Genomic DNA, 23,267 nt, shown 5'->3' on the forward strand with positions numbered 1-23,267 from the left:
CTTCCGCACACCCACCGACATCGCGGCGTTCCTCAACCCTGACGCCGCCCAAAACAAGATCCAACAAGCGTGTTAATTACCTGCAAGCCCTAACTGCCTGTACCGGAACCCGGCGGGATGGGACGCCGCCGGATGATCCCTTGTCAGGCGGCGCCGCCGTTCAGGTTTCACGGCAGCGTGAGGATCGGGGCCTTGCAATCGGTCCTGCCGATGAATTTGAGGTCCATCGCAGTCTGGGCCCACACCTTGCGGTTGGCGTCGACCCACAGCGAGAACGTTCCCTTCGCGACCACCGCGTTCACGTCCCGGGTGATGCCCTGGTCAAGGTTCCCGCTGAGCTCCGTCAGTCGGACGCGACCGATGATGGGAATCTTCGCGTACAGCGTGGCGTGGACGTCGTCGGTGGCTGTGTCAACGGCCCCTGCCAGCTCGTATACGCCACAGAAGCCGCGGTTGAAGGGGTACTCGTTGGACGCGCTCTGCGGGGCGCTCTCCGGCGTGGCGTACAGCTGGCGTTCAGGGCTGCTAGGCAGCGTCAGCTGCCTGGCCGCAGTCGGCGCGCTGGCTGGGGCGACCGCGTGAGCGGGTAGGCAGTTGCCGAGGACGGCCACCGCGCTGAGGGAGATGGCCGCGAGATAACGCAAGGGGCGCATACACAAGTCCTTGACTTCCCGGCCCGGCACCTGCCACCGGACCGACCGACGGATTCATGACCGCCGAACCGCTCCGCCAGTCGGGACGTCACACCACTTCACCCGTACGAGTTCGGCGGGACGAGGGCTGCACAAGGCCCGTCAGCCGCAGTCGCTGACACCAGGGCGGCATGGTACTGACGCCGATGCGGCACGATGCTGACACCAGGGCGGCGTCACCGCGCTGACGCCGGCGGCTGCGTGACGGTGCGTCCCGCTGCTCGTTGGTCCCGGGGAGGCCATCTCTCGTGGCCGTTCGGCGGGGGCCGGTGTACCGAGTGGTGTCCGTGCACCGGCCCCCGCTGCCCCGCCGCGCCTGATGACAGCTCTGCTCGCACCGGCGGCGACCTTGGCGGCGCCGAGTGTGACGACCCTACGCCGAGGGTGTCGACGGTCAGCCTCACCTCGGGGTCGAGCAACCGCAGCAACCCCTTGGCGCGAGGCGCTCTTCTTCAGCGACGAGGAGCGGGCGGCGCTCGCGCTGGCCGAGGCCGCCACCCGGATCCAGGACGACGCCCCCGGCGTGACCGACGAGATCTGGGGCGCCGCCGCAGATCACTTCACCGGGGAGCAGCTGAACGCGATCACCTTGGAGATCGCGCTGTTCAGACGGGCGCGCACGCTCGTGCGCGGCAGCGTCTGTTGCCGTCAGGCGGCACCGCTGACACCCGGAGCGATGAAGCGGCGATGGAGCGGTGTGAATGCGGTCTCGGGCTCTCCTGCGAGGCCGGCCTCCTTGACGGCCCCGGCGAGCCGGTCAGCGAAGAAGCGCTCGAAGTCGCCCTGCGAGTCCCAGACGTCCGTTACCAGCAGCGCGCCGCCCTCGAAGCGCGCGACGTGCAGGATCAGGCCCTGCGGGGTCTGCTCCTCCCAGCGGACCAGGTCGCTGACCTCGTCGTACTGCTGCGGCGTGACTCCGGCCCAGCGCATCGACATGACAAAAGCCATGGCAGATTCCTCCTGCTTCTGGTTGACCCGGATCGGGTCGTGGTCTGTAGCCCCCGGCCAGCAGACTCCCGTTGACGGCTGACCGCATGCCCGGGTACGCCGTTCGGGGCGGTGCTGCCGCGGGCCCGTCGGACGTGGCCGCGGCATCGCCGCCGGCGCCGTCATCGGGGTGGATACCGTCGGCGGTGTCCTGGTCGCCCTGGTGCACGCGCTCGCGGCGGCGTCCCCGTCGGAGGGGGCCTCGCCATGTTCGAGAGGTTGGCGAGACACGTGCCCTGGCATGCGCCCCAGGCCGGCTCAACCCAGACTGAAGCCATGGAAGAGCATGCCAAGACAAGCATGGAAGCTCGGTTCAAAGCTGCTACCGATGCCGCCGTAAAGCGCATCAGGGTCTGGCACGAGGCCGAGGTCTACTTCATCGAGGCTCAGAAGATCGACGATCGCGTCCCCCGGCTGCAGACGTCCGCTTCGGTCCGGTTCGAGGGGGCGTGGCTCCACTTGAGGCTCGACGAGGATCAGTCGAAGGTCGTCACGGTTCCGGCCCACCGGGTAAGCCGCGTCGAGTGGACCGTGACCTGAAGCGTCCACTTCCATTAAAGGGCGGGACGCAGGTGAGCGATACGCCGGACCCGGATGCGCCGTGGGGTCGTTGCCCTCGCTGCGGGAGGCCGCTCGTCCGTGACGAACTCCCTCTCCAGGTGTGGCCGGCATCCGTATCCATGCAGGGGCCGCCGGTCTGCCGCGTATGCACGCCTGACGAGGTCGAGCGGTACATCGAGGAGTGGGATCCGCCAGAGGACTCGGATGCGTGAAAACCCCGCTGGGTTGTGTTGTTGAGGCCAACCTCAGCAGCTGGCCGTCCCGCCTACTGCCCCCACGACTCAGGCGGGACGGCCAGTACAGCACCGCCCGGGCCGCGATGGTGGGCGGTTCCGGACGGCCGTCTGCGCACGCCCCGGCCTCGACATCGAGGAGGACGTGCTCGGTGCGGCCGTTGCGGGCCAGGTCCAGGCGCTGCGCACCGGGTACGGCGAGCTGCATGACGAAGCGCGCCGTCCAGTCCCCGAGCAGATCGGGTTGTACCTGGTACCCGTTCTACGCGGTCGGTTCCAGGAGCCATTCCGGCCCGCGGCAGGACAGAACGAGTACCGGACCCTCCGGGCTGAGGGCGTTGAGGCAGCTGTCCGTGTCGAGGTTGCGAATGTTGGCGGGCGTCCTGGGGCCGAAGTCATCGATCTGCCAACGCTGCAGGCGGCCTTCGCCGCAGGGGGCCACGGCCGCCTCGGGGAACCGCAGTGTGTCCAGGCAGAGCGCTGGTTGGTCGGTCGGGGAGAGCTGGACAGAACCGTCTTCCTGGTTGGTTACCTTCCATTGGGTGCAGTCGCGGTCGTACTTGAGCACGACCGGACTGAAGGGGCCGGCCAGAGGGGCCAGACACCCGCCGGTCCTGAGGTTGCGGATGACGTAAGTGCCGTCGCCGACAGCGTGGGCGGGCACGGCCAGCGCCACCACCGCGACGGCGGATGCGGCCAGGGACAACAGGGAACGGACATGCTTCACAGCGGACTCCAAAAGCCGGGGGACATGGCAACCGGACCCCACGGGCCCGATGACAGGACGATCACATGCCCTGACACCCAACTGCTGCGCCCCGCCAGTACCCGTTATAAGGCTTCACCCGTCCGGGGCAGCTCGTGTCCGAGATCCCGCCCCCCGTGACACTGCGCTCGAACCCGGGATCCAGGGACAGCCCCACCGACGGCGCACGAGCGAGACCAGGTCCCGCAGACGCGGCGAAGGCGACCTGATCTGACGTAACGTCAGATCCGACGCGCTGCAACGCAGGCCGGTCGAGCTTCACCGGCGTATGTCGTCTCAGAGCATGCGCAGTGGCGGCCAGCGTGCGCGTTGGACGATGCGGACGATGTCGTGGTTGGTGATGATGCCCACCAGGCGGCCGTCGTCGAGGACCAGTACTTTGACGCTCGATGTGGGGACCCGGTCCAGTGCCTCGGTCAGCTGCTCGCCGGGAGCGGCGACCGCGCACTGTGCCAGCGGTAGGGCGGTGTCACCGAGCCGCACCGTGCTCCGTTGCGCGATGGGCACGGCGGCCAGGCTGTGCAGCGCCACCAGCCCGCTTGGCCGGCCGTCGTGGTCCAGTAGCGGCAGGGTGGAGTGCCGGGAGTACTGTGCGCTTGTCTGCAGGAACTGGTCGACGGTGAGCCAGTTCGGTGCGGTCTGGACAGGGCTGGACATGGCATCGGCCACGCTCACCTCGCGCAGGGCGCTGCCGAAGACGGCCCGGCGCCGTTCCATCTCGGCGGTCACGGCGATGAAGAAGCCGATGAGCAGCAGCCATACGCCCTGGCTTGCCGCGCGGAACAGCAGGATCGCGCCGAGTGTGACGATCAGCAGGCCGATGGTGCGGCCGCCTCGGTCTGCGGCCCGTTCGGCCCGGTCGCGGTCTCCGGTGCGTGACCACAGGACTGCCTGGAGCAGGCGGCCTCCGTCCAGCGGGGTGACCGGCACCAGATTGAACAGGCCCAGTACCAGGTTGGCGGCGCCCAGCCAGACCAGTACGGCGACCCAGATGGGCCAGGCGCCGTGCAACGGGCGCAGTGCCACTGCGCCGCCCAGGGCGGTGCCGCCCAGGGCGAGACTGGCCAGCGGCCCGCTTGCGGCGATTTCGAATGTGGCGCGGGGAGACCGGGGCGTTCCCATCTCGGTGACACCGCCCAGTGCCCACAGCGTGGTCTCCTGCACCGTGATGCCGAATCTGCGGGCGACCATGGAGTGCGCAATCTCGTGGATCATCAGACTGAGGAGCAGCAGCAGCGCCCCGACGAAACCTGCTGTGATGTACGCGCTGGTGGAGCGGCCCGGTACCCACAGGGGCAGCACCTGCCAGCTGATGTTGTAGCCGAGCAGGGCCGCCAGGATCAGCACGCTCCAGTGGACCCGCACGGAGATCCCCAGCACCTGGCCGATTTCGATTGAGCCGCCCACAGTCGCTTCTCCCGCTGTCTAAGTCGGTGCCGGTAGCCCCTGGCGCGTGGTTCACGTTTCGCGGCACTGGCCCCCTGTGCCTCATCGTGGCCGCAGGGATGAGGGCGGGCGATTCGACGGGGAAGCTGCGATGGGTGGGAACAGCCACGCCCAGGATCACGGCATTTGCTCCCGGTGCCGTATGCGTGCTGGTCAGGCGCTGTGCACCAAAGGGCAGATGCGGCTTCGTGAGATTGGCCGACTGGTGCGGGCGAAGGCGCACAAGGGTGACTCGGCCCGTCGCCGAGCAGCCTCATCCCGCAGACGGAACGGTTGAACCAGCAACCGTCCGGGGAAAATTGAGATCGCTGCTACAGCGGAGGCGGCGGCCACACGGTGCTGTGCCGCGCCTGATGGTGGGGGCGCGTGGGGGTGCTGTGCGCACCGCCGGGGCTGGCTGGGCGCCGCCGATTCGCGTTCTGAGGTGTCTTCATCCGCGCGGTCTGCTTGTGGTTCCCGATCCAGGTCCGGGATCAGAGCCCCTGGCGTTGCGGCAGGCCTGTTCTGTTCCTCTGGGGATATTCAACGAGCGCGTGGTTGTTTGACATCGACCGTCGGGTGCCCGCCATCTATCCGCGTGCGCGGGGGTGGTGGGCGTCGAGGGCCGCACGGTGCAGGCGAGGTGGTCGTGGCGATCCAGGATGACGGTGACCGGTGGCGGGCCGCTGGGCACTCCATGCCGCCGAGCGGGACCGTCGATGAGCGGGCGCCACGCCGGAAACGACCCGGTAACCGCGCGTGGCCGGGCCTCGCGGCTGGCCGTGGGCCGTCCCGAATACCGACCACCGCCGCTGCGAGGCGTTCCCCCACCCTATTGGACCTCGCTTTGTCAACTTGCCGCTGTCGCGCTCCGGGTCGGCTCACCAAACGCTGAGCTCTGCGGGGGCGGGATGCACGGAACTGGATTCTCAAGCGGGATTTTTCAGGTCCGTCAATTAGCGGGAACGGTAGGGGAGTCGAACCCCTGTGCTGCTGAGTGCCTTCCACTCGGTACCGTCCTTGTCAGTCCCTCGGGGCTGCTGGATGGCTGCGGCGATCTGCATGGCCTGCCGGCCGTCCCTTCGGCCCCACCTGCTCGGCGCTTTTTCCGGGGCCATTTGTGTTTACGGTTTCCCCTCGTCTTTGTGACGGCGGGGTGCGAGACGCCAGAGGGCAAGGCCTGCGGCCAGGAGCGTGGCGGCGGCAACCACCGCCCACAGTGTTCCGAGTTGTCCTCCCGTGTGCGCGAGGATCGCGCCACCGCCGATCGTCGCCCCGCTTGCGATTTTCTGGTACATGGGGTTCATCTCCATTGGGATCAGGTGCTTGCCCACTGTTCGGCCTTGCGCCACAGTGAGTCGTAGATTGATTTGACGTAGATTGCGCTGATAAACAGGTCGTACAGCATGTCTGGAATGATGCAGGCTGCGAGTGCATATGCGCGCCACCCCTGCCCGCGTACAGAGACGATCCGTTCGGTGAAGAATATCCCTCCAATTCCCAGCCAGAACGGCGAGAGAGACATTCCCCCGCGACTGAGACCTATACCCGTGAGCACGAGATACAGCATGAACAGGAGTGCTCCGAGCCCCATAGCGGCCTGTTTGGCGATGTACGGTGCGGTGACGCGTGTCAGGCCGTAGTCGCGGAGATTCTCCAGAGCACCACGCTGCCAGCGGAGACGCTGTGCCCAGAGCTTCCGAACGGTGGGCATAATTTCTGTTTCGACCTCGCATCCGCGTGGTGAGGCCGGCTTGTATCCGAGGGTTTTCACGGCTTTTGTCATCTCGTCGTCCTCGGTAAGCGATGCGGTGCTGTAGTAGCTTGCGCCGCCGCCGATCATGTGTGATCGGCGTGCTTCGCGTACCTCACGCAGAGTTCGAACGGGAAAGCATGTGGCTGTGCCGGTGAGAACTGTTGCGCGCCCTTTCTTGCGGTGGGTCTCGCGGGCGTACCGGGCATACTCCATGCGTTGAAGAAGTCCTAGGACGCCTCCGCCCTGTTCTCCGTAGAAGATTCCACCGACGGCCCCGATCCTGTATCCTCGCAGGCGGCCGAGTGCTGTTCTTGTGAAGCCGGTGTTCAGGATCGTGTCCGCGTCCTGAACAAGTACGTGGTCCCTGTCGTGGAGCTGGGGAATTAGCCAGTCCAGGGCGAGGTTCAGCGCTCCGGCTTTCATGGCCGTGTTGCCCTGTGTGGTGAATACGTCGACGCCACGGGAACGCGCGATGTCCGCAGTGTTGTCTATGCAGTTGTCGGCCACGACGACGATTTGGTCCGGAGGCCTGTGCTGCTGTTGGAGGCCTGTAATGGCATTGCCTATGGTGGTCTTCTCGTTGTGCGCGGGGATGAGTGCCACGAGTTTCATATGCCTTCTGCCCTTAGTTCCTGCTTTCGATGACATGCTCGCGGGTTCGGTTCCCTGTCGCTAGCGGGTCAGCAGTTCCTGCGAGGCACGATCCCAAAACACGGGGATCGTTATCTGGAAGCCGCTGACTATGGCTCGTAGAGCGTATACATGAGTTGTAAACTTCACCTGTATACCTACAGAGTGCACCCGATGATCCCTATGGTCAACAAGCGGGGTCGGGCGCAACCCATCGCCTCGGAGGCGGACATGGCAGATCAGACAGATTCCGGTGGGGGCCGACGCGCCGGGAACGGAGCTGGCCTTCCGCTGCTGGGGCGGTGCAGGGTCTCGCCGACGTCGAACACGGACAGCGCGGATCCGCCGGGAGCCTACCGGGGGTCGGTGCTGTCACTGCCGCCTGGGATCACGGTCGGGATGGGTCGTTGGATCTTTTGTTGATCTTGTTTTTGGGCTGGAGTCGCGCGGGGGATGAGGTGCCTGTCAGCGCCGGTGTGTCGCCAGGGGGTGCGGCTTGTGGCCGGTGGCATTGCGTTGGGAGGCTGGGCCCTGCGGGTGTTCGGACGGCTGGGCCCAGCCCGGGGTGGCGCTACGTGTTCTGGGTCAGTGACTTCCACAGGGTGACGGGGCGGTCCGGTACCGCGATGGCGTCCGTGTGGGCTGTGCCGTCGGCGATGGTGGTGATGCGGTACTGGTCCTGGTGGAACACCCAGTGGTAGCTGAGGCCGTTCTTCCGGTACATGTCGGGGATCGGCAGGACCGCGCTGACGCGGCCGATGCCGGCGAGGGAGTCCCACTGGGAGATCCGGCGGTCAGTGCGCTCCTGGACGTCGGTGTGCTGAGGGCCGTCGGCGATCGACACGAGCCGGTAGAGCTGTTCGCCGTTGACGGTGTGGAAGACCCAGTACCAGCTCTTGCCCTTCCCCTGCTCCGGTTGCATGTCGGGTACCGGGAGGAAGAAGTCGACCTTGGTGACGCCCTTGAGTGATTGCCAGGCGCCCAGTTGCGTGTCGGGGCGCTCGCGCACGTCCTCGTGTTCCCTGCCGTCGGCGATCGAGATCACCCGGTAGACCTGCTGGTTGTTCACGGTGTGGAACAGCCAGTACCACCTCTTGCCGTTGTCCGGCTGGTTGTCGGGGAAGGGTACGAAGCAGTCCAGCCTGGTGATGCCCTCGAAGGAGTCCCACTGGGTGATCTCCCGGTCGGGCTTCTCCTGGACGTCGGTGTGGTCCCTGCTGTTGGCGATCGAGACGACCCGGAAGGTCTGCTGGGGGCCCACCGTGCGGAACGCCCAGTACCAGCTCTTGCCGTCCTTGGGCTGCATGTCCCCCACGGGCAGGAAGGTGTCGACCGGCCGGCCCTGCACGGGCTGGGGTTTGTCGGCGAGTCTGCCCTCGCTCAGCGACATGAGGGTGGTGATGGACGGAGCGAACGCATAGACGGCCCCCTCGGTCTGGACGAACTGCTGGAAGCTCAGCCGGATGTCGCCGTTCTGCCAGTTGATGGTCCCTGCGCGGCCGACCATCGGGTCGCGGCCGGTCTCGGGCTTGCGTCCCGGGGGGAAGTCCGGGTTGTCGATCCAGGACTTCTGGATGAACTCGAACTGGTCGAGCAGATCGGCCTGGTAGGACACGAAGAGCAGTCCGCGCGGGGCGTCGGGGCCACCGGGGCCCTCGGAGGCGGGGTCGAAGGGGTGGCCGTAGGGACTGCCGCGGCGCATGATCCGGCGGCTGTCGATGAACGGGTCCTCCGCCAGCGGGTTCTTCTCCCGGGGGTCCTCGCTCTCGGGGATGATGTTGAGGCCGTCGCGCGGGTTGGTCTTGCGCAGGTGGGAGTAGAGCGGGGTGATCAGCCCGTCCGGGTCGTCGCGGAAGGTGATGTCGTTGTCGTCGGAGGCGACGGTGTTGAAGGGGGTGTCGGCGTGCGGGCACTTCGCCACCGGGGTGCCCGAGCGCCAGCGGCCGACGATGCGGGCGGCCAGCCACTCCACGGTGGTCTCCTGCGGTACGGCCTTCTTGTCCTTGAGTTCCTTGAGCATCCGGGCGACCTGCGCCCACCAGCCCGGGACGTCCTGGCCGAGGCGGCGCACCACGTGGAAGGAGCCGTTGAACGCCCACGGGGGCAGGTCACTCGGTTTGTCCGCGACACGGGGTTGTCCGACGACGAACTCGCCGGCCGGGATCAGGCGGGTGCCCGGGTGGTCCTTGACCCACTGCGGCTGAAGCGGGTCGGGCTCGTCGAAGCCGCGTACCCCCGGCTCGCTCACGCCGTCCTTGAAGCCGAAGTGCTCCTTGCCGCGTCGGGTGCCCGGAAGAGTGGCGGCGTTCTGCTGGAACACGATCGAGATCTTGAACTGCTGCGCGGCTTCGCGCTGCGCGACCAGTTCGGCCTGGAGGTCCTCGACGGTGTCGGAGGCGATGGTGAGGACCGCGTGGATGGTCTGTTCCTGCTTGTGGTTGCCGAAGACCCACCGCTCCGGTGAGCTGTCGCCGGTGTCGCCGAGGTGGGCCGCGCGGGTGACCGGTCCCTGGGCGAACGCGGTCAGCGTCGTCTCCCCCTCGTCGCCGGGCGGCGGAAGCTTCGGGGAACTGCCCGGTACCTTCCCGGCGAGCTTCTCCAGACCGGCGTAGGTGAAGCTGATGGCGAGCCAGGTGGCCTTGAGGCTCACCGGGTCGCCACCCGAGCGCTTGCGCGCGTCACTGAAGGCCCTGTTGAACGCCGCCACCTGTTTGGTGGTGGCGATGCGCGGGGTCAGCCGCTGCAGCCAGGTCCGTGCCCTGCTCTCGTCCTCGAAGGTGAGGAAGAGGAGGGTCATCTGGTCCTTTTTGAACCCGGCCAGGATGTCGCCCTGGATGTCCCGGTTCTCACGCAGTGTCAGATCTGTTGCCATGGATACTCCAGAAGGTCGACCGAGGGGGACTCCCGGCCTGGCCGAGTCGGAACAGGGCTCTGCCCAACGGTTTCCGGGCAGGCGGACTCATCTCCATTCGGCGAAAGCGGAGAGTAATTTCACGCTACTCTGCGTATTCAAACGGTGCCAGTGGTGACACTCCGTTCATGGAGCCGCCCTGTCCGAGGGGGCCCATTCGGCTGACGCCTCGCCGCCCTTCATCGCGTGCCGCCGCGACATCTCCCCATCGACCAGCACTATCGAGGCATCATCCGTGTACGCATAGCTTCTGCCGTGCGCGTCCGGGAGCCCTGCCCCACCCACGGGCGGGCCGGACTGCCGGGGAGCGGTGCTCACGGTACGTGTCCGCCGGGCCGACCGGCCGGGACCGCGCGACGGCCAGCGGTCGCGGTCCAGGGCCCGCCGGTCCCGGTCCCCGTCCCCTTCCACAAGGAGCTCCGTGTCCCGCACCTACCCCTCCCCGCGCGCCAGACTGTCGCTGATCCTCTCGGCCTGCGCGATCGCCTCGGCCCTGGCGACCACCAGCGCCCTCATCGCCCCGGTGTCCGCAGGCGCCGCGCCGGCGGTCTCCCAGGAGGACATCACCGCGGCCCAGATCCAGGCCGAGGTGCGCCCCGCCGAACGCGCCGCGTTCGGCCCCGAGGAAGCCGAGTACCTCGCCTGGAGCCGGCTGGAGTACCGCGCCACCCACGGCCTGCGCCCCGGCGCCAAGACCCGTGCCGAAGGCGGGCCGGACGACGGTTACCCCAACCCGATGCGCATCCGCCGCCTGGAAATGCTGACAGCCACCCAGAAGGCGACCAACGACCGCTTCGACCCGAAGGTCTTCGGCAAGTTCACCACCTACTTCCCCTCGCCCGACTACGGCGACCACATCGCCCTGCTGCCCACCGGCAAGGTGCTGCTCTTCTCCTTCGAGGCGATCCAGACCGACCCGACCAAGGAGCCCGCACCCACCAACATCATCGGCGCCGCCAACGCCGGCCGCGCCTACCTGTGGGACCCGACCAAGGGCACCGGAACCACGGCGTTCAAGGCCGTTCCACCCCCCATGGTGCAACTGGACGACGGCACCGGCGCGGTGCGCCCGGCGCCGTTCTTCTGCGCCGGGCACGCCTTCCTGCCGAACGGGATGCTGGGGGTGTTCGGCGGCAACCTGGGCGGGAACGGCGGAGCGGGTGCCAAGCTGTCGCTGATCTTCGACCCGTGGAAGGAGACCTGGACGCAGAATCCGGACATGTCGGTCGGCCGCTGGTACCCCTCGGTGGTCACCGGCGCGGACGGCCGTCAGCTCATCATGTCCGGGCAGTCCGACCTGGGGTGGGGCACCCCGACCCCGGTCGTCGAACGCTTCCCCGCCAAGTCCGTGCCCGTCACCACCGACCCCAACCAGGTCCCGCGCGCGCCCGTCGACCGGTTCGGCGCCGACGCGCCCTTCACCACCGACTACCCCCAGCTGTTCTCCCTCAACGACGGCAAGATCTACGGCCTGGGCCGGACCCCCGGCGAGCAGTGGCTCTTCGACCCGAAGCTGGAGACCCGCACCGACCTGCCCGCGCGCCCGGACAACCTGCCGGCGGGCGTCACCAGCCGCAACTACGGCTCCGCGGTGGCACTGCCGGGCGGCTTCAAGGGACCCGACTCCGTCCTGGTCCTGGGCGGGGACCGGACCGACCCCAACACCTACCAGCTGTCCGGCGGGCAGTGGTCCAAGCAGCAGCCCAGGGCGTTCGGCCGCACCCAGGACGACACCCTGATCATGCCGGACGGCACGCTGTTCACCGTCAACGGCGCCTTCGACATCCGCGACTACGGCAACGGCCCGTACAACCCCAACGCCGACCTGAAGTACCGTCAGACCGAGTTCCGCGACATCCAGGGCAACTGGAAGCTGGGCCCCGTCCAGCGACTGCCGCGCGGCTACCACTCCAACGCGGTGATCCTGCCCGACGGACGGGTCCTGATCACCGGCGACGAACTGCAGCAGATCGCCAACAACCCCGACATCAAGTCGGGCATGAACGGCACCATCGAGATCTACGAACCCCCCTACCTGCAGACCGGCAACCGGCCCACCCTCGAATCGGCCCCCACCGGCCCGCTCAACTACAACAAGAGCTTCACCGTCACCACCACGACCCCCGACCGGGTCACCCGCGCGGTCCTGCTGGCGCCGATCACCTCCACCCACTCGGTGGACACCGGCCAGCGGCAGGTCGAGGTCCAGATCACCGGCCGCAACGGAGGCCAACTCACCCTGCAGACGCCCCCGCTGGCCGCAGCGGCACCGCCCGGCTACTACATGCTGTTCCTCCTCGACGCGGCCGGCGTCCCCAGCGTCGCGAAATGGATCAAGCTTGAGGCCAAGGAGTCAGGCGGCAACATCTAGGGGCTCCGCCCCGGCCCTCGTACCAGAACGGGAACGAGGGCCGGGGCCGAATCGCAGGCGGGTGGCCGGTGAGGGAACGGCGCCGGCGTGCCGACGTCACCCTGGGCGGGCGACGCGGATACTGGCGCGCCTGTTTCGTGCAGCGGAGTCGGTGTCCTGCCGTGGGACGCGGGGTTGGAGGAGTTCGCGCGGATGGTCGCCTTCATCGACCTGGCGGCGTTGCCGGGTGTGCTCCTGGCTCAGGAGGCGGGCCCCGGTCCCGGGGTGCCTGCGGTGCCGTCGGGATATCCGGCGGTGCGGTTGGGGAGCGCGGACCTGGCCATGCCGCTGGTGGAGCCCGGCTGTGGCCGGACTGGGATGCCGCGGGGTGGCGGCAGCGACGGTGGTTCAGGTGCGTCATCGGCGGCTGGTGGCCGGGCGGGTGGGAGCGCGTTGGCCGACGGTCAGCGGGACTCGCTACGTGCACGAGCGCGACAGCAGGAGCCATCCGCTGCGCTGGTTCGCCAGTCCGGTGTAGTGGTAGGCCGGTGAGCTGGTGGGATGGTTGCGGCGCGCGAGGAAAGCCGCGCGGGGAGCCGGTGGTTGCGTCGCGCGACGAAACATGGCGGCCGTCCCGGCCTCGGCCGGGACGGCCGCGCACCGTAGGAGCCGGACACGCACCGCGGGTGGCGCGGCTGGGGCGACCTCGGCGCAAGTGCGGGCGCGGTCCAGGCGCAGCGGTTACCAGGTCCCTGTCTGACAGTCTCAGTGTCGGACCACGCAATGCCGGTGATCAACCTCCGCCTCGGGAACACTTGGATCCGGTAGGGCCGCGCTCGGCGTCCTGCTCGTCGTCGCCATCGGTCTGGGCATCAGAGCCGCTCTGTCGAAATGGCGAGCCACCCGCCACCGGTCCTCGCAGTAACGGGCAACCACGCGCACTCGGCTACCGCCGGTGGAGTCCGGGTTCGGCGAGTTGGTCGTGCGGGGCGAGGCTGGCAGGGTTCCATGGCGGTGGCGGGCCGGTGACGAGCGACAGTCGGCGGGACGGTTCGGGGCCGGCCGCCGCTGTGGGTCACCGCGCGGACGGTCCTGGGGACGCAGGGCTGTCCGCGCGGTTGGCTGCGGAGGCAATTGCTCGCCTGGTCCCGTGCCCGGCCTCGATCGCGTATGCGCACCGGGAGCGGCCTGCCCGCAGCCTTCCGCCCGAACCCCGCCCGGCCGGGAACCCGCGTTCGTATCGGGCTCCTGCGTGGACCCCGCTCATGGGGTGCGGGGGTCCACGCAGGAGCGGGGCGGGACTTCGGGCCTTCCGGTTTCGGAGGTTCCCGGGGGCTCGCCGGTCTCGTCCGTGTGTCTATCGTCGCCGGGCGTCTGGTGTAGGGGTGGGTGGCGACATGCGGCGAACGGGTGAGGTGTGCCGTAGGGCGCGGTGTCTGCCGGCGGCGTGTGGGCTCCCGGCCGGATCCATGGGTGTCTGGCCGGTCGGCTGGTTCCTGTGAACCCGCGGACACGACCGGGCTGCTCCCGATTCCCCAGATGGTTGAGATTTCAGCTGTGGCCAGCGTCGCCCGCCCGTGGAGGGTGCGGGCCGGGCCGGGAGCGCCGGCGGACACGGGCTGGCGCTGCACCCGTCACCGGGGGGTTCGGCGTGCGGCCCGGGTTGTGCGCGGTGGGGCTGCTGTGAGCCGCCGTGGACATGGTCGTGGTGCGGGGCGAGGCTGGCAGGGTTCCAGAGCGGTGGCGGGCCGGTTACGGGGGACAGCCGTTCCTTGCCGGGGCGGTTCCGGCCCGGCCGCCGCTCTCGGGGCACCGCGGCGACCGTCCGGGAGGGACACGCGGACGTTCGGGCAGAAGGCTGCCGGGGATGCTGCTGCGGTCGGCGCGGAGCGGCCGGGCGGTACCGGGATCGTCGCCGCGCGGGGCGTTGGCTGGGATCGAGGGTGCGCGCTGTGGTGGAGGGGCTGCGCGTCGTTGCCTGGGGTCGGCTGGCTGTGCTCACGCCGGGAGCGTGGGTCCGACCCGATGAGCCCCATGAGGGCTGCTCCGACGGCGCTCTCGGAGTGCCGCGCCGCGTTGCGCGCCCGGCCGGGCAGTTCTGCCTGATCCGCGTGGGCCGGTGAGATGACCAGCTATGGGTGATGAACCTGTGGGCTGTCCGGCCGGGCGTTGCGGTGAGAGGCCCCTGGTGGAGCTGCGGCGTAGCGTGAGCAGGGGTGGGCTGGGGTTCGAAGGAGGCTGCGCCATGGAGCAAATTGGGCGAGGTGGATGGTTCGCCCTGGGTATCGCCGGTCTGGTGGTGGCGGGTGTTGCGCACGCTGTCACGGGTGCGGCGCACATCGGTAGCGAGATGCTGCGACCTGAGCCGGACGAGGGTCCCGGGCCGGCGTCGGCCGGCGTCTGCGAGCGTGTGGACAGTGGACCAGGGGGCTGGATTCTGTTCGGCGGTCTGGTCCTGGCAGGGGGAGCGGTCTACCACGTCATCGCGGGCGTCGCGGAGATCTTGAGGGATCTTGTGCGTGCGCGTCCGACAGTGCAGTCCGTGTGAGCGGCATGCCCCTGGAGGCGAGGGGTATTCAGTCGGGCAGTGACAGCGCACCGGCTGCTTTGGGGCTGCAGGGTCCACAGGTGCAGTGCGTTCCCTGCCTCGGAGAGGGTTGTACCAGGTGCTGTCGCCGAGTGCCTGCGGGGTGCCGGATGTCGGGAACGGGTAGTGATCTGTCCCGTCACCCGCATCCGCACCCGTGTCCACCAACCAGTGCAGCTCGGTGCCGAGGTCAGCGTCGGTCGTCCCGCGTCAAGGAAGCCCGTCGAAGTCCCGCCACACCCCGTCGGCAGGCTGTGGCGGCAAGCCGCGCCTTCCTGGGCTTCCTGGCTCCGCGTCAGCCTGTGGACGGTCCGCTGTCAGATGTCCACCGGTGTGCCCGTTGATCGGTGGGGTGACACGGGGTCACACTCACAGGAGTTCGAGGTCGGTGGGGTCGGCTTCGAATTCGATGCCTCCGCCGAGGGGGCGTATGAAGACCCGGCGGCGCCAGACTGTGTCACTGAGGCTGAGGTGTTCCACCAGTTGGCCGGTGATGGTGCCGGTGCGTCCGTCGGTGCGGTGGCGCACGCGGTGGCCGAGGTGGGGGTGGAGCGGTGTACTGATGGTGACTCTTGCCGGGGCCTCCTGCCGGCGGGCGGCGCGACGTGCGGTCATGGCGGCCAGCATGTCCGCCATGAACCCCGAATATGCGTATGCCAGGGGCATGCGAGTCATATCGGCGGAAAGAATCGATTCACCTTCCTCCTGAATACCCAGTGGTGCTCCCGATTCCCCACATGGTTGCTGTTTCAACTGATGATCTGCACGGGTTTGGTAGTGATGGCTCGTCATTGTTTTGGGAGCGTCGTACGGGTGGGCTGATCTGTGGCTTTCGGGTGGTGCCTCGGTCTCGTGCGGTGACGATCGGGGACTCTCGTTTTTGACGGGGCACCATGCTGGCTTGCTGCCGGTTGGGACAGAGGGGCCTGCCGCGTTGCAGACTGGTGGCTGTGCTTGCGTGAACGGGAGTCCGGCCTCATCGCCACCGTCTGCAACGGGCAAACGGTCCACCATGCTCCGACTCGACTCGGCACAGATCTGGTGCACGGATCAGCCAACGACAACCACCCTGAGCGCGGAGCAGAGGGGCCGTCAGCTCTCCAGCCACCGCCAGCAAAGCGGTGACGTACCCCACAATGGCCCAGGACGGCAATGCCCGCTTCAGCACCGCGTCCTCGACTCCGCACAGCCCCACCACCTGGCGCCCGCACTGGTCGAGCAGCACATCGGCATCGGCTCGCTGCGCGCCGCCGTCGTGCCGGGACGGTGGCTGCTCCAGCACGCCAGCACGGCGTTGGCCTACAGCCCGTAGCGGGTCGCGATCCGGGATACCAGCGACCAGGTGGTCTCTGTTGATTGCCACGCTGGATGGGTCTGGCTGCAGCACAGATGCCCTTGCCAGGGAGATCCCGCGACGATTCGATTCCTCATGCGGCCGCTGACCGACGTCTTCACGAAACCGCGGCCAGAGCCCGGGGTGCGCGGTGGGGTGACCAAGCCCATGTCGCGCAAGCGGCACTCCTCGGTGATCCTCGCTGCTCTGGACCACCCCGCCCTCGCCGGACGCGCCACGGCACTTGCCACGGCTTCTGCCACTGCCCTGCTGCGCCGCAGTCCGGCGTGGGCGGAACGGACCGCGACGGCGGTGGCGTTCCCTGCTGGCACCGGGCACGCCACCGCCCCGGCCGTCCGTGCGTCAGTGGCTGTGGTGCAGTAGGTAGTCGACGACGGGGATGGTTCCCGGTACGCCGCCGGGTGCGATGAACGGTGAGGTTCGGTAGGTGCCGCCGATGATCACGCTGGGCATCTCGTGGACTTCGTAGCGTTCCCGCAGGGCTGGTGCGTCCTGGACTTCCTGCTGTACCTCGGGTGAGTTCCAGGCGTCCATCAGCAGCTGGGGGTCGATCCCCTGCGTCTGGGCCCACTGGCTGAGCGCGTCGGGCTGGGTCAGGTCCCAGTGCTCGTCGCGGACCGCGTGGAACACAGCCTGCTCCAGGATGTCGGACAATCCCAGCCGGTCCAGGGTGTAGTAGACCCGGGCGTAGGCCATCATCTGCGGCTGGTCCGGCCAGGCGGCGGGGATGTGGCGGATCGTCACCGGTGGGTTCTGCCGCGCGGCCCAGTCGCGCAGCGGCTGCGCGAGCTGGTAGGAGTGCGAGCAGTTGTACCAGAAGACCTCGGTCACCTCGCGCGGCGAGGCCGGCACCGGGTGCTGGAGCCGGACGTACTGCACACCGGCGATCGGCGCGGCGTCCGCGGTGCCGGCTGGGGCCTGCAGGCCGAGGAGCGTGGTGGTGAGCACCAGCGTGGCCATCGCGCGGACCAGCGGCTTCGTGAACGAGGTCATACCGGCAACGATGACCACCGGCAGCCCGGCCGTGCCGCTGACACGACGGCGCGGCGCGTGCATTCGACCGCATGGGGGGCGGAGGTGACGCCGCCCGGCGCACCACGGGATGTCCCACAGGACCGAACACTGCCGCTGCAGGGCGGGTACACCCAGCGGTCGTAGGGGTCTGTGCTTGTGTTGGCTGGTCAGAACAGTGCGAGGTCTTCGCTGCTGGTGTCCGCGATGACGGGTCGGAAGTGGGTGGGGGTGTTGTCGTGGCGGCCGGGGCCGGCTGCGGTGGCCACGCTGGGGGCGGTCTTCGCCAGCCAGGTGCGGAATTGGTCGACGGCCTGCCGGTAGGGGACCTGTGCCAGGGTGCGGTGCTCCCCGCTGGGGCAGGAGTCCAGGGCGAGGGTGATCAGGCATGAGGCGGGTGTGTTGTGGCTGCCTGTCCAGGACGCGCATAGTTCACCGCAGGGTTTGCGTCCGCGGGAGCTGTGGGGGTTGCGGTGGGTGGGGCGCAGTGGCTCGCCGACCAGGAGGGCGGTCAGCGCGGCCAGGTGTGGCAGCGGCAGGGTGGTGCGGGCGCGGCAGCCGGGGCAGCGGTGCCAGTGCTTGAGCCAGTCCTCGGCGCGGGCGTGGAAGAGGTCCGCGTAGCGGCTGGTCACGTGTACGTCGTTGCTGTAGAGGTAGTTCGGCCGTTCCCGTGTGTTGCAGGGCTGGCACAGGGGAGCGCGGACGTAGCCGTGTTCGTGGCAGTGGTCGAGCACGGACGCGGGTGCTTCCTGGCACAGGGCGCACATCCATCCGGACACCTCGAGCGGGCTGCGCTTCTTGCTGAGCGCCGCGTACACGTGCCCTTCCCACTGCCCGTCGTACCGGCGCAGCGTGGTGGTGCGGCAGCCCGGGCAGAGCGTCTGCCAGCCGCCGTCGACCTGGACGCGCCACCGATCGCACTGGTCCGCCGCGGCCCCGCACCCCTGGCACCTTCGCGCGGCCAGCAGCCACTGCGCCTCGGTGCGCCCGGCGGCGTCCAGCAGCTGGACCAGGGTGCGGGGCAGCCACCAGGTGTCCGCCGCTCGTGCTTGGGTCCGCTTCACGATGGCCTGGCCCCAGTCGATCCCCGCCAGGTGCGGCAGCTGGTCGCTGCCGCTGTGGCGCGACGGCTGGAGGCCGGGATGGCTTCGTGTGCGGATCCATTCCTGGCCGATGAGGTGACGCCACCGCGGCGCTGGCCGGTCCCTGTTTCCCGCGTCGGGCGAGCCTTGGAAGGGTGCCACGCGGACCAGGTCCTCCCCGTTCATCGTGACCGTACTCAGTTCCGCGGCCGCCGTGCGCACGTCGGTCTCGGGTACATGCCACCGGCCGTCGGCCCCCTTCACCGTCGGCACCGCGTGTTTGCCGAGCAGCACGTACCCCGCCGGGGGATGGGCGGGAGGACGGGTGAACGCCCCGGAAGCGGCCCGGACGGCGCTGATGGCTGTCAGCTCGGCCCACAAAGCGTCCGCGGTGGCCAGAGCGAGCAGGCCGTCTGCGCGGCGCGGGGTAGCGCGGTGTGGCATGCCCGGCACGCTAGCAGGCAGCACCGACACCACCCGAGGGCAGCACCCGCACTTCGTGGCTTTGTCGGTGAGGTTGGGGGTGCGGCCGGCCGCGCGCCGGTGGTCGTCACCGTGCCGTCAGCGGCCACGTCTCCGGTCTGCGCCGCAGAGGCCGACGCGTGGGCTCATGTCCGGGGCCGGGCGCGAGCCCGTCCCGGACGGTGGGTGTCCATGCCCTGCGGGGTGGACGTGGGCCTGCGGGGCACGGCTCGCCTGTCGTGGCGGCAGACGTGGCGGCCTCGGTGCAAGTGCGGGCGTGGGCCCGGCGCAGCGGCTACCAGGTCGCTGACAAAGGCCGACTGCCCGGGCACATGGTTGACGCTCACAACCGCAACCTCTGACCGGACTCACTCCGGGCTTCCCCGTGCCCAGTACGGCGCACACGTCGGCCTGGCAGACGTCCGCGGCTCCGGTCTTCGGGTCCTGCATGTACAGCAGCACGTCCAGCACCCGCCGGGCGCTCAGCCAGATGTCGACCAGCGCAAGTAGTACCAGCGCCTGCCGGGAGATGGTGATCGGCGCGCTGGACGGGGGACCGGCGACGTAGGTGTCGCTCACGGAGGCCTCACTTCCTGTTGACACGGTGCCTTGTATCAGGGGTATGCGCGGGGAGGTCATGCGGACGACTTCCGGGCCGGACGACGGGTACCGCGCAGCGGCACCACGTTCTCGCTGCGCCGCTCAGCAGCGGCCAACTCCTTCGCGTCCGGCGGGCTGACGGCCCGTGCCGCTACCGCCACCCGGGTCGGCCACCAGCCGCAGCCAGTGGCAGTCGGCGGCAGGCTTACAACGCCGATCGCGGAAGTCCGGCTGCCGCCGGACCCGGGCCTTGACGGCCCTTTCCGCGCTCCTTCATCGCCACGGGGCCCTCCGTGCGCTGCTGCCTTATAGGGGCAGAGGGCGGAGAATCGCCAGCTACCAGATCGCGCTGGCCTTGGGCACGCTGACCTTCAGGGACTGCGCAGTTTGCCGAAGGAAGAGGTAGGACGCCTGGGACGGTGTACAGCTACCTACGGGCCACGGCGGGCCAGCTAATGCCGCAGATGGCTGAGGAACCGTTGCTCAGGTTGACGGAAGGTCACATAGGGAGTGGTCGGCTGGAAGCTGACCACTGGGTGCAGCCGTTCCTGTGGCGTGGTGCCTGCCGTGGCGCGCGGCACCCTCCTACGGAGGTTTAGAGAGACATGCTGCTTGCCCTTGTGGCGCTTGAGGTCCGTGTGCAATTCGGAACCACATGAGATGCATTGCGGAACCGGTCGAAGTGCAACGGGAGACCGGATGAGATGCAGAACGAGACTGGTTGAAGTGCAAGCTGATACCGGATGAGATGCAACGGGCGACCGGTCATCATGCATCCAGCGACCGGTCACTGTTACTGAGAGAAACAGCAAAGTGCTTATGGTGCGCCCGGCGTGGAGTGTTGCTCCTAGAAACAGTGATGTGCAAGCAAGCGCCGGAGACTGTTACTCACAGAAACGGAAGGAGGGAAGGAATGGCACCACGCGGGCGCAAGCGACAGCTGGTCGACCCGGCCACCGGTGAAGTCGTCGAGGCCTACGAGACCTACCGGAGCCGAGAGGACACCTACCAGCTGGGAGGGAGCTTCACCCCCGTCAGCGACAACCTGATGGTCGACCTCCTGCACCACAACTCGGGCTTCACCTCCACCGACCGCGACGTTCTCCAGCTCCACGTCCACGCAGCACACGGAGACCGCAAGACCGGCCCGCTGCGCATGACCCGGCAGGAGATCGCCGACCACCTCGGCATCAGCCTCCGCACCGTCGCCGCTTCCATCGGGCGGCTGTCTCGGGCAAACCTGATCGTCATGGCCGAGACCCACGGTCGCATCTCCTACTACAAGGCGGCCGCGCACGTGGGATCGCGCGACGGCGGAGCCAAGCAGCGAGCCCAGGCCGAAGCCCAGCCCGCCCCGCTGGTCCCCCGCTCCGGAATCGAACGGAAGGCATCCTGATGCGCGAACTCGCCCACATCGATGTCCCCCGCGATGAGATGGCAGCGATCCTCGCCCTGCCCCACCCTCAGCTGCGTATCGTCCTCTTCTATCTTTTCATCGAGAGCAACGAGGATGTCGTAGTGCAGGAGAACGGCGCGGTCATGGCCACGGGGAAGAAGATCGCCGAAACGGTCGGTATCAACCGCAGCCTGTACGCCCGGACCGTCCCGGGCCTGGTCGAAGACGGATGGATCGTCCCGATCGAGCGGATTGGGAACATCACCTACTACGCCAAGGGCCAACGGCTCTCCGCGATGCAGGCCCCGGGCACCAACGTCCTGCAATTCCAGCAGCGCAGCGCCTGACCGCGGCTTGCGTAGTGAGGGTCGCCCCACAACGGGGGCAACCCTCACTTGCTGTCCGGGCTGTGCTCCACAGCAACAATGACCGGCACCCGGTTGCACATCACTGTTACTCAGAAAAACTGTGTGCAGTACGACGATGCACACCACCGTGCCGGTCAGGAACAGTCCTGCTGCTGCGGCACCCACGGCGTGCTCGCGTTGGACATGGGGCTCAGTCCCCGTGAGTGTCACGCAATCCACGCCAAACCGGGTGGCGCAGAACCCCGGAGGTGATTGCCTCGAGGTAGTCGACTTCTCCGGCGAGATCAGGGCGCACGAAGCGGACGTCCTGGGCGAACGGCAAGGTCGGTCCTATCGAGAAGGGCGAACCGTCCTTGCCCAGGGGCACCAGCAGGCTCGCCAGGTGTTTGCGTTGGGCCTCGGTGAACCCAGTGCCGACCTTGCCCACGTAGCGCAGCCCGGAACGCCCTTCCCGGACCCCGAGCAGCAGGGCCTTGACGCTGCGGCCGGCCGGGATCCAGCCGCCGATGATCACATCCAGGGAGCGGGTGTGTTTGATCTTGACACCAGTCGCGGGAGCGCAGACCAGGCTGATATTCGGAGGATAGGCGCTTCAGCACCACGTCCTCCAAGCCCTGTGCCGCCGTCCATTCCAGGGCCAGCCTGGCATCCGGTCCCGGCCAGGCAGGCGGGACCACGATCCGTTCGCTGTCCAGCGCCAGCGATTCCAACACCTCGTGCCTGCCCCGGTAGGTCATGGCCGTCAGATCGCGGCAGCGCAGCCACAGGCAGTCGAACACCATCAGCGTCACCGGGGAGGACCGCGCCGCGGTACGGATCGCCTCGGGTCGGCGCAGTGGCACGCGCTCCTGGAGGCGTCCGAAGCTGGGCCTGCCGTCCGGGCCGGTAGCGATGATCTCGCCGTCCAGCACCGCGTCGAGGCCCGGCAGCAGCTCCAGGAGCTCGCCCAGCTCTGGGTACCGGTCGGTGGCGGTCAGCGTGGATCGACGACAGGTCCAGCACCTCGTCGATCAGGTCGGCAACGAAGCGGGCCAGGTGGCCCTCGGGCAGCCAGTCGTCCAGCGACGGGGGCAGCAGCAGGACCTGGTGCGGGTCGAACGCCCGGAACCTCTTGTCCAACGCCGGCCGCGGTCCGGACTGCGAGCGCACAGCCGCAGCGTCGATCTCGAACAGGGCATCCCCACCAGACATATGAGGATCGTTCCACTGCGGTAGATCACTCACCGGACCGGGGGAACCCGCGGTGCCTGGACCAGTCACCGGCGAGGACTGCCAGGATCTGCGTGTCGACCCAGGCACCCTGCCAGTGCAGCGCCTGACGCTTCGTGCCCTCGTGCACGAAGCCGACCTGCTCGTAGACGTGCCGGGCACGTGGATTGAAGGCGAAGACCTCAAGGTCGACCCGGTGGATACCGACAGTCTCGAAGGCATGGGCAAGGATCAGCCGGGTGGCCTCGGTACCGTAGCCACGGCCGAAAGCACGGGGCCCGACCAGGGCGATCCGGAACGAACACGACCGGTTGTCGGCATGCAGGTCATCCAGCACGACCTCGCCGACGTACTCACCCGTGGCTTGCTCGACGACCGCCAGATACAGCTGGTCGTCCACCGCTGCCCGCGAGGAGTACCACTGCTCGGCGCGCTCTAAAACCCCCGGCCGGACCTGCCCATGCGTCCCCGTCAGCCGACGCACCTCCGGCTCGTTCAGCAGTTCCGCGAGCCCTGGGGCATCGGCAGCAGTGACCGGCCGCAGCAGCACCCGCTCACCAACCAGCGTGGGCTTGGCAGCGAGCGACAGCGCAGGAGACGTCATGGCATCGATCATGCCGAACACGCAGCCACCCACGCCAACGCATTACCCGCCAGAAACCAACCCAGGGCTAAGCGTTACTGACCCACGCTCCTAGCCGAATATGACCAAGCGAAGCGACGTTGCGCTCGCCCGCGCCCGCGACGAGCCCGCTCCCGGCTCCCGCTGCCGCACTTCATGGGTGGCGAACTACTAGAAACCAACTCGTAACTGCCCCACCGATCGATGGTTTGCCAACCACCACAGGATGAGAGTGGTCAAGACGGTCACGAACTGCCTACTATCC

The 23,267-nt window shown here is 68.3% G+C and carries 16 protein-coding genes and 2 pseudogenes; 5 read left to right on the forward strand and 13 right to left on the reverse strand.

Annotated elements, in window-relative coordinates; translation table 11 throughout:
* Positions 1-167 precede the first annotated feature (167 nt).
* Entirely contained in the window at positions 168-653 is a 486-nt protein-coding gene (locus tag ABH925_RS33710) for a hypothetical protein (protein ID WP_370154436.1), read from the reverse strand.
* A gap of 687 nt (positions 654-1,340) precedes the next feature.
* Complete coding sequence (locus tag ABH925_RS33715) at positions 1,341-1,640, reverse strand: hypothetical protein (protein ID WP_370154438.1); 300 nt, start codon at positions 1,638-1,640, stop codon at positions 1,341-1,343.
* A gap of 315 nt (positions 1,641-1,955) precedes the next feature.
* Between ABH925_RS33715 and ABH925_RS33720 the strand changes: the two genes are divergently transcribed.
* Positions 1,956-2,219: a hypothetical protein gene (locus ABH925_RS33720; protein ID WP_370154440.1), complete on the forward strand. Its 264-nt coding sequence runs from the start codon at positions 1,956-1,958 to the stop codon at positions 2,217-2,219.
* A 516-nt stretch (positions 2,220-2,735) separates the two neighbouring features.
* On the opposite strand, the gene ABH925_RS33725 is transcribed toward ABH925_RS33720, so the two are convergent.
* The 4 genes from ABH925_RS33725 to ABH925_RS33740 all read right to left on the reverse strand — a co-directional run bounded on the left by ABH925_RS33725 (position 2,736) and on the right by ABH925_RS33740 (position 9,922).
* A complete protein-coding gene (locus tag ABH925_RS33725; RefSeq protein WP_370154442.1) occupies positions 2,736-3,179 on the reverse strand; it encodes a hypothetical protein in 444 nt (147 codons plus the stop codon).
* Between the two features lie 336 nt (positions 3,180-3,515).
* The gene (locus tag ABH925_RS33730) at positions 3,516-4,646 is read right to left on the reverse strand and encodes a site-2 protease family protein (RefSeq protein WP_370154444.1); all 1,131 of its coding nucleotides are present in this window, start codon (positions 4,644-4,646) and stop codon (positions 3,516-3,518) included.
* Positions 4,647-5,982: 1,336 nt separating this feature from the next.
* Entirely contained in the window at positions 5,983-7,032 is a 1,050-nt protein-coding gene (locus ABH925_RS33735; RefSeq protein WP_370154447.1) for a glycosyltransferase family 2 protein, read from the reverse strand.
* A 589-nt stretch (positions 7,033-7,621) separates the two neighbouring features.
* Positions 7,622-9,922, reverse strand: a complete 2,301-nt coding sequence (locus ABH925_RS33740; RefSeq protein ID WP_370154450.1) for a Dyp-type peroxidase — start codon at positions 9,920-9,922, stop codon at positions 7,622-7,624.
* Positions 9,923-10,382: 460 nt separating this feature from the next.
* Between ABH925_RS33740 and ABH925_RS33745 the strand changes: the two genes are divergently transcribed.
* Positions 10,383-12,332 (forward strand): galactose oxidase-like domain-containing protein, encoded by a 1,950-nt coding sequence (locus ABH925_RS33745; RefSeq protein ID WP_370154451.1) that lies wholly within the window; start codon positions 10,383-10,385, stop codon positions 12,330-12,332.
* Positions 12,333-15,267: 2,935 nt separating this feature from the next.
* Here the strand turns inward: ABH925_RS33745 and ABH925_RS33750 are convergent.
* On the reverse strand, positions 15,268-15,513 hold the full coding sequence (locus ABH925_RS33750; protein ID WP_370154452.1) for a hypothetical protein: 246 nt from the start codon (positions 15,511-15,513) through the stop codon (positions 15,268-15,270).
* A gap of 874 nt (positions 15,514-16,387) precedes the next feature.
* On the opposite strand from ABH925_RS33750, the gene ABH925_RS33755 reads away from it, so the two are divergent.
* A complete protein-coding gene (locus tag ABH925_RS33755) occupies positions 16,388-16,615 on the forward strand; it encodes a hypothetical protein (RefSeq protein WP_370154453.1) in 228 nt (75 codons plus the stop codon).
* Here the strand turns inward: ABH925_RS33755 and ABH925_RS33760 are convergent.
* Together ABH925_RS33760 and ABH925_RS33765 are read right to left on the reverse strand one after the other, a co-directional pair.
* A complete protein-coding gene (locus tag ABH925_RS33760; RefSeq protein WP_370154455.1) occupies positions 16,595-17,245 on the reverse strand; it encodes a thiol:disulfide interchange protein DsbA/DsbL in 651 nt (216 codons plus the stop codon). The two genes, ABH925_RS33755 and ABH925_RS33760, sit on opposite strands and share 21 nt — an antisense overlap.
* Before the next feature lie 188 nt (positions 17,246-17,433).
* The gene (locus tag ABH925_RS33765) at positions 17,434-18,789 is read right to left on the reverse strand and encodes an endonuclease domain-containing protein (protein ID WP_370154457.1); all 1,356 of its coding nucleotides are present in this window, start codon (positions 18,787-18,789) and stop codon (positions 17,434-17,436) included.
* 1,531 nt (positions 18,790-20,320) lie between these two features.
* On the opposite strand from ABH925_RS33765, the gene ABH925_RS33770 reads away from it, so the two are divergent.
* Positions 20,321-20,803: a helix-turn-helix domain-containing protein gene (locus tag ABH925_RS33770; RefSeq protein WP_370154460.1), complete on the forward strand. Its 483-nt coding sequence runs from the start codon at positions 20,321-20,323 to the stop codon at positions 20,801-20,803.
* On the forward strand, positions 20,803-21,150 hold the full coding sequence (locus tag ABH925_RS33775) for a hypothetical protein (RefSeq protein ID WP_370154463.1): 348 nt from the start codon (positions 20,803-20,805) through the stop codon (positions 21,148-21,150). Before ABH925_RS33770 ends, ABH925_RS33775 begins: the two co-directional genes overlap by 1 nt.
* A gap of 211 nt (positions 21,151-21,361) precedes the next feature.
* On the opposite strand, the gene ABH925_RS33780 is transcribed toward ABH925_RS33775, so the two are convergent.
* From ABH925_RS33780 to ABH925_RS33795, 4 genes and pseudogenes are all read right to left on the reverse strand, one after another.
* Positions 21,362-21,685 carry a hypothetical protein gene (locus ABH925_RS33780; RefSeq protein ID WP_370154465.1) on the reverse strand — a complete coding sequence of 108 codons (324 nt, stop codon included), beginning with the start codon at positions 21,683-21,685 and terminating at the stop codon, positions 21,362-21,364.
* A gap of 88 nt (positions 21,686-21,773) precedes the next feature.
* A pseudogene (locus ABH925_RS33785) lies at positions 21,774-22,148 on the reverse strand (hypothetical protein); the annotation flags it as partial.
* Positions 22,144-22,344, reverse strand: a pseudogene (locus ABH925_RS33790) (IS1182 family transposase); the annotation flags it as partial. The pseudogenes ABH925_RS33790 and ABH925_RS33785, both read right to left, overlap by 5 nt.
* A 43-nt stretch (positions 22,345-22,387) precedes the next feature.
* Entirely contained in the window at positions 22,388-22,996 is a 609-nt protein-coding gene (locus ABH925_RS33795) for a GNAT family N-acetyltransferase (protein WP_370154520.1), read from the reverse strand.
* Between the last annotated feature and the right edge of the window lie 271 nt (positions 22,997-23,267).

Origin of the sequence: Streptacidiphilus sp. EB129 (assembly GCF_041262645.1) — a bacterium.
Classification (GTDB): Bacteria; Actinomycetota; Actinomycetes; order Streptomycetales; family Streptomycetaceae; genus Streptacidiphilus.

Excerpts from the sequence above, each read along its gene's own strand:
- ABH925_RS33710 (WP_370154436.1), bottom strand. The coding sequence starts at position 653 with ATGCGCCCCTTGCGTTATCTCGCGGCCATCTCCCTCAGCGCGGTGGCC.
- ABH925_RS33715 (WP_370154438.1), bottom strand. The coding sequence starts at position 1,640 with ATGGCTTTTGTCATGTCGATGCGCTGGGCCGGAGTCACGCCGCAGCAG.
- ABH925_RS33720 (WP_370154440.1), top strand. The coding sequence starts at position 1,956 with ATGGAAGAGCATGCCAAGACAAGCATGGAAGCTCGGTTCAAAGCTGCT.
- ABH925_RS33735 (WP_370154447.1), bottom strand. The coding sequence starts at position 7,032 with ATGAAACTCGTGGCACTCATCCCCGCGCACAACGAGAAGACCACCATA.
- ABH925_RS33740 (WP_370154450.1), bottom strand. The coding sequence starts at position 9,922 with ATGGCAACAGATCTGACACTGCGTGAGAACCGGGACATCCAGGGCGAC.
- ABH925_RS33750 (WP_370154452.1), bottom strand. The coding sequence starts at position 15,513 with ATGACCGCACGTCGCGCCGCCCGCCGGCAGGAGGCCCCGGCAAGAGTC.
- ABH925_RS33760 (WP_370154455.1), bottom strand. The coding sequence starts at position 17,245 with ATGACCTCGTTCACGAAGCCGCTGGTCCGCGCGATGGCCACGCTGGTG.
- ABH925_RS33765 (WP_370154457.1), bottom strand. The coding sequence starts at position 18,789 with ATGCCACACCGCGCTACCCCGCGCCGCGCAGACGGCCTGCTCGCTCTG.
- ABH925_RS33770 (WP_370154460.1), top strand. The coding sequence starts at position 20,321 with ATGGCACCACGCGGGCGCAAGCGACAGCTGGTCGACCCGGCCACCGGT.
- ABH925_RS33775 (WP_370154463.1), top strand. The coding sequence starts at position 20,803 with ATGCGCGAACTCGCCCACATCGATGTCCCCCGCGATGAGATGGCAGCG.
- ABH925_RS33795 (WP_370154520.1), bottom strand. The coding sequence starts at position 22,996 with ATGATCGATGCCATGACGTCTCCTGCGCTGTCGCTCGCTGCCAAGCCC.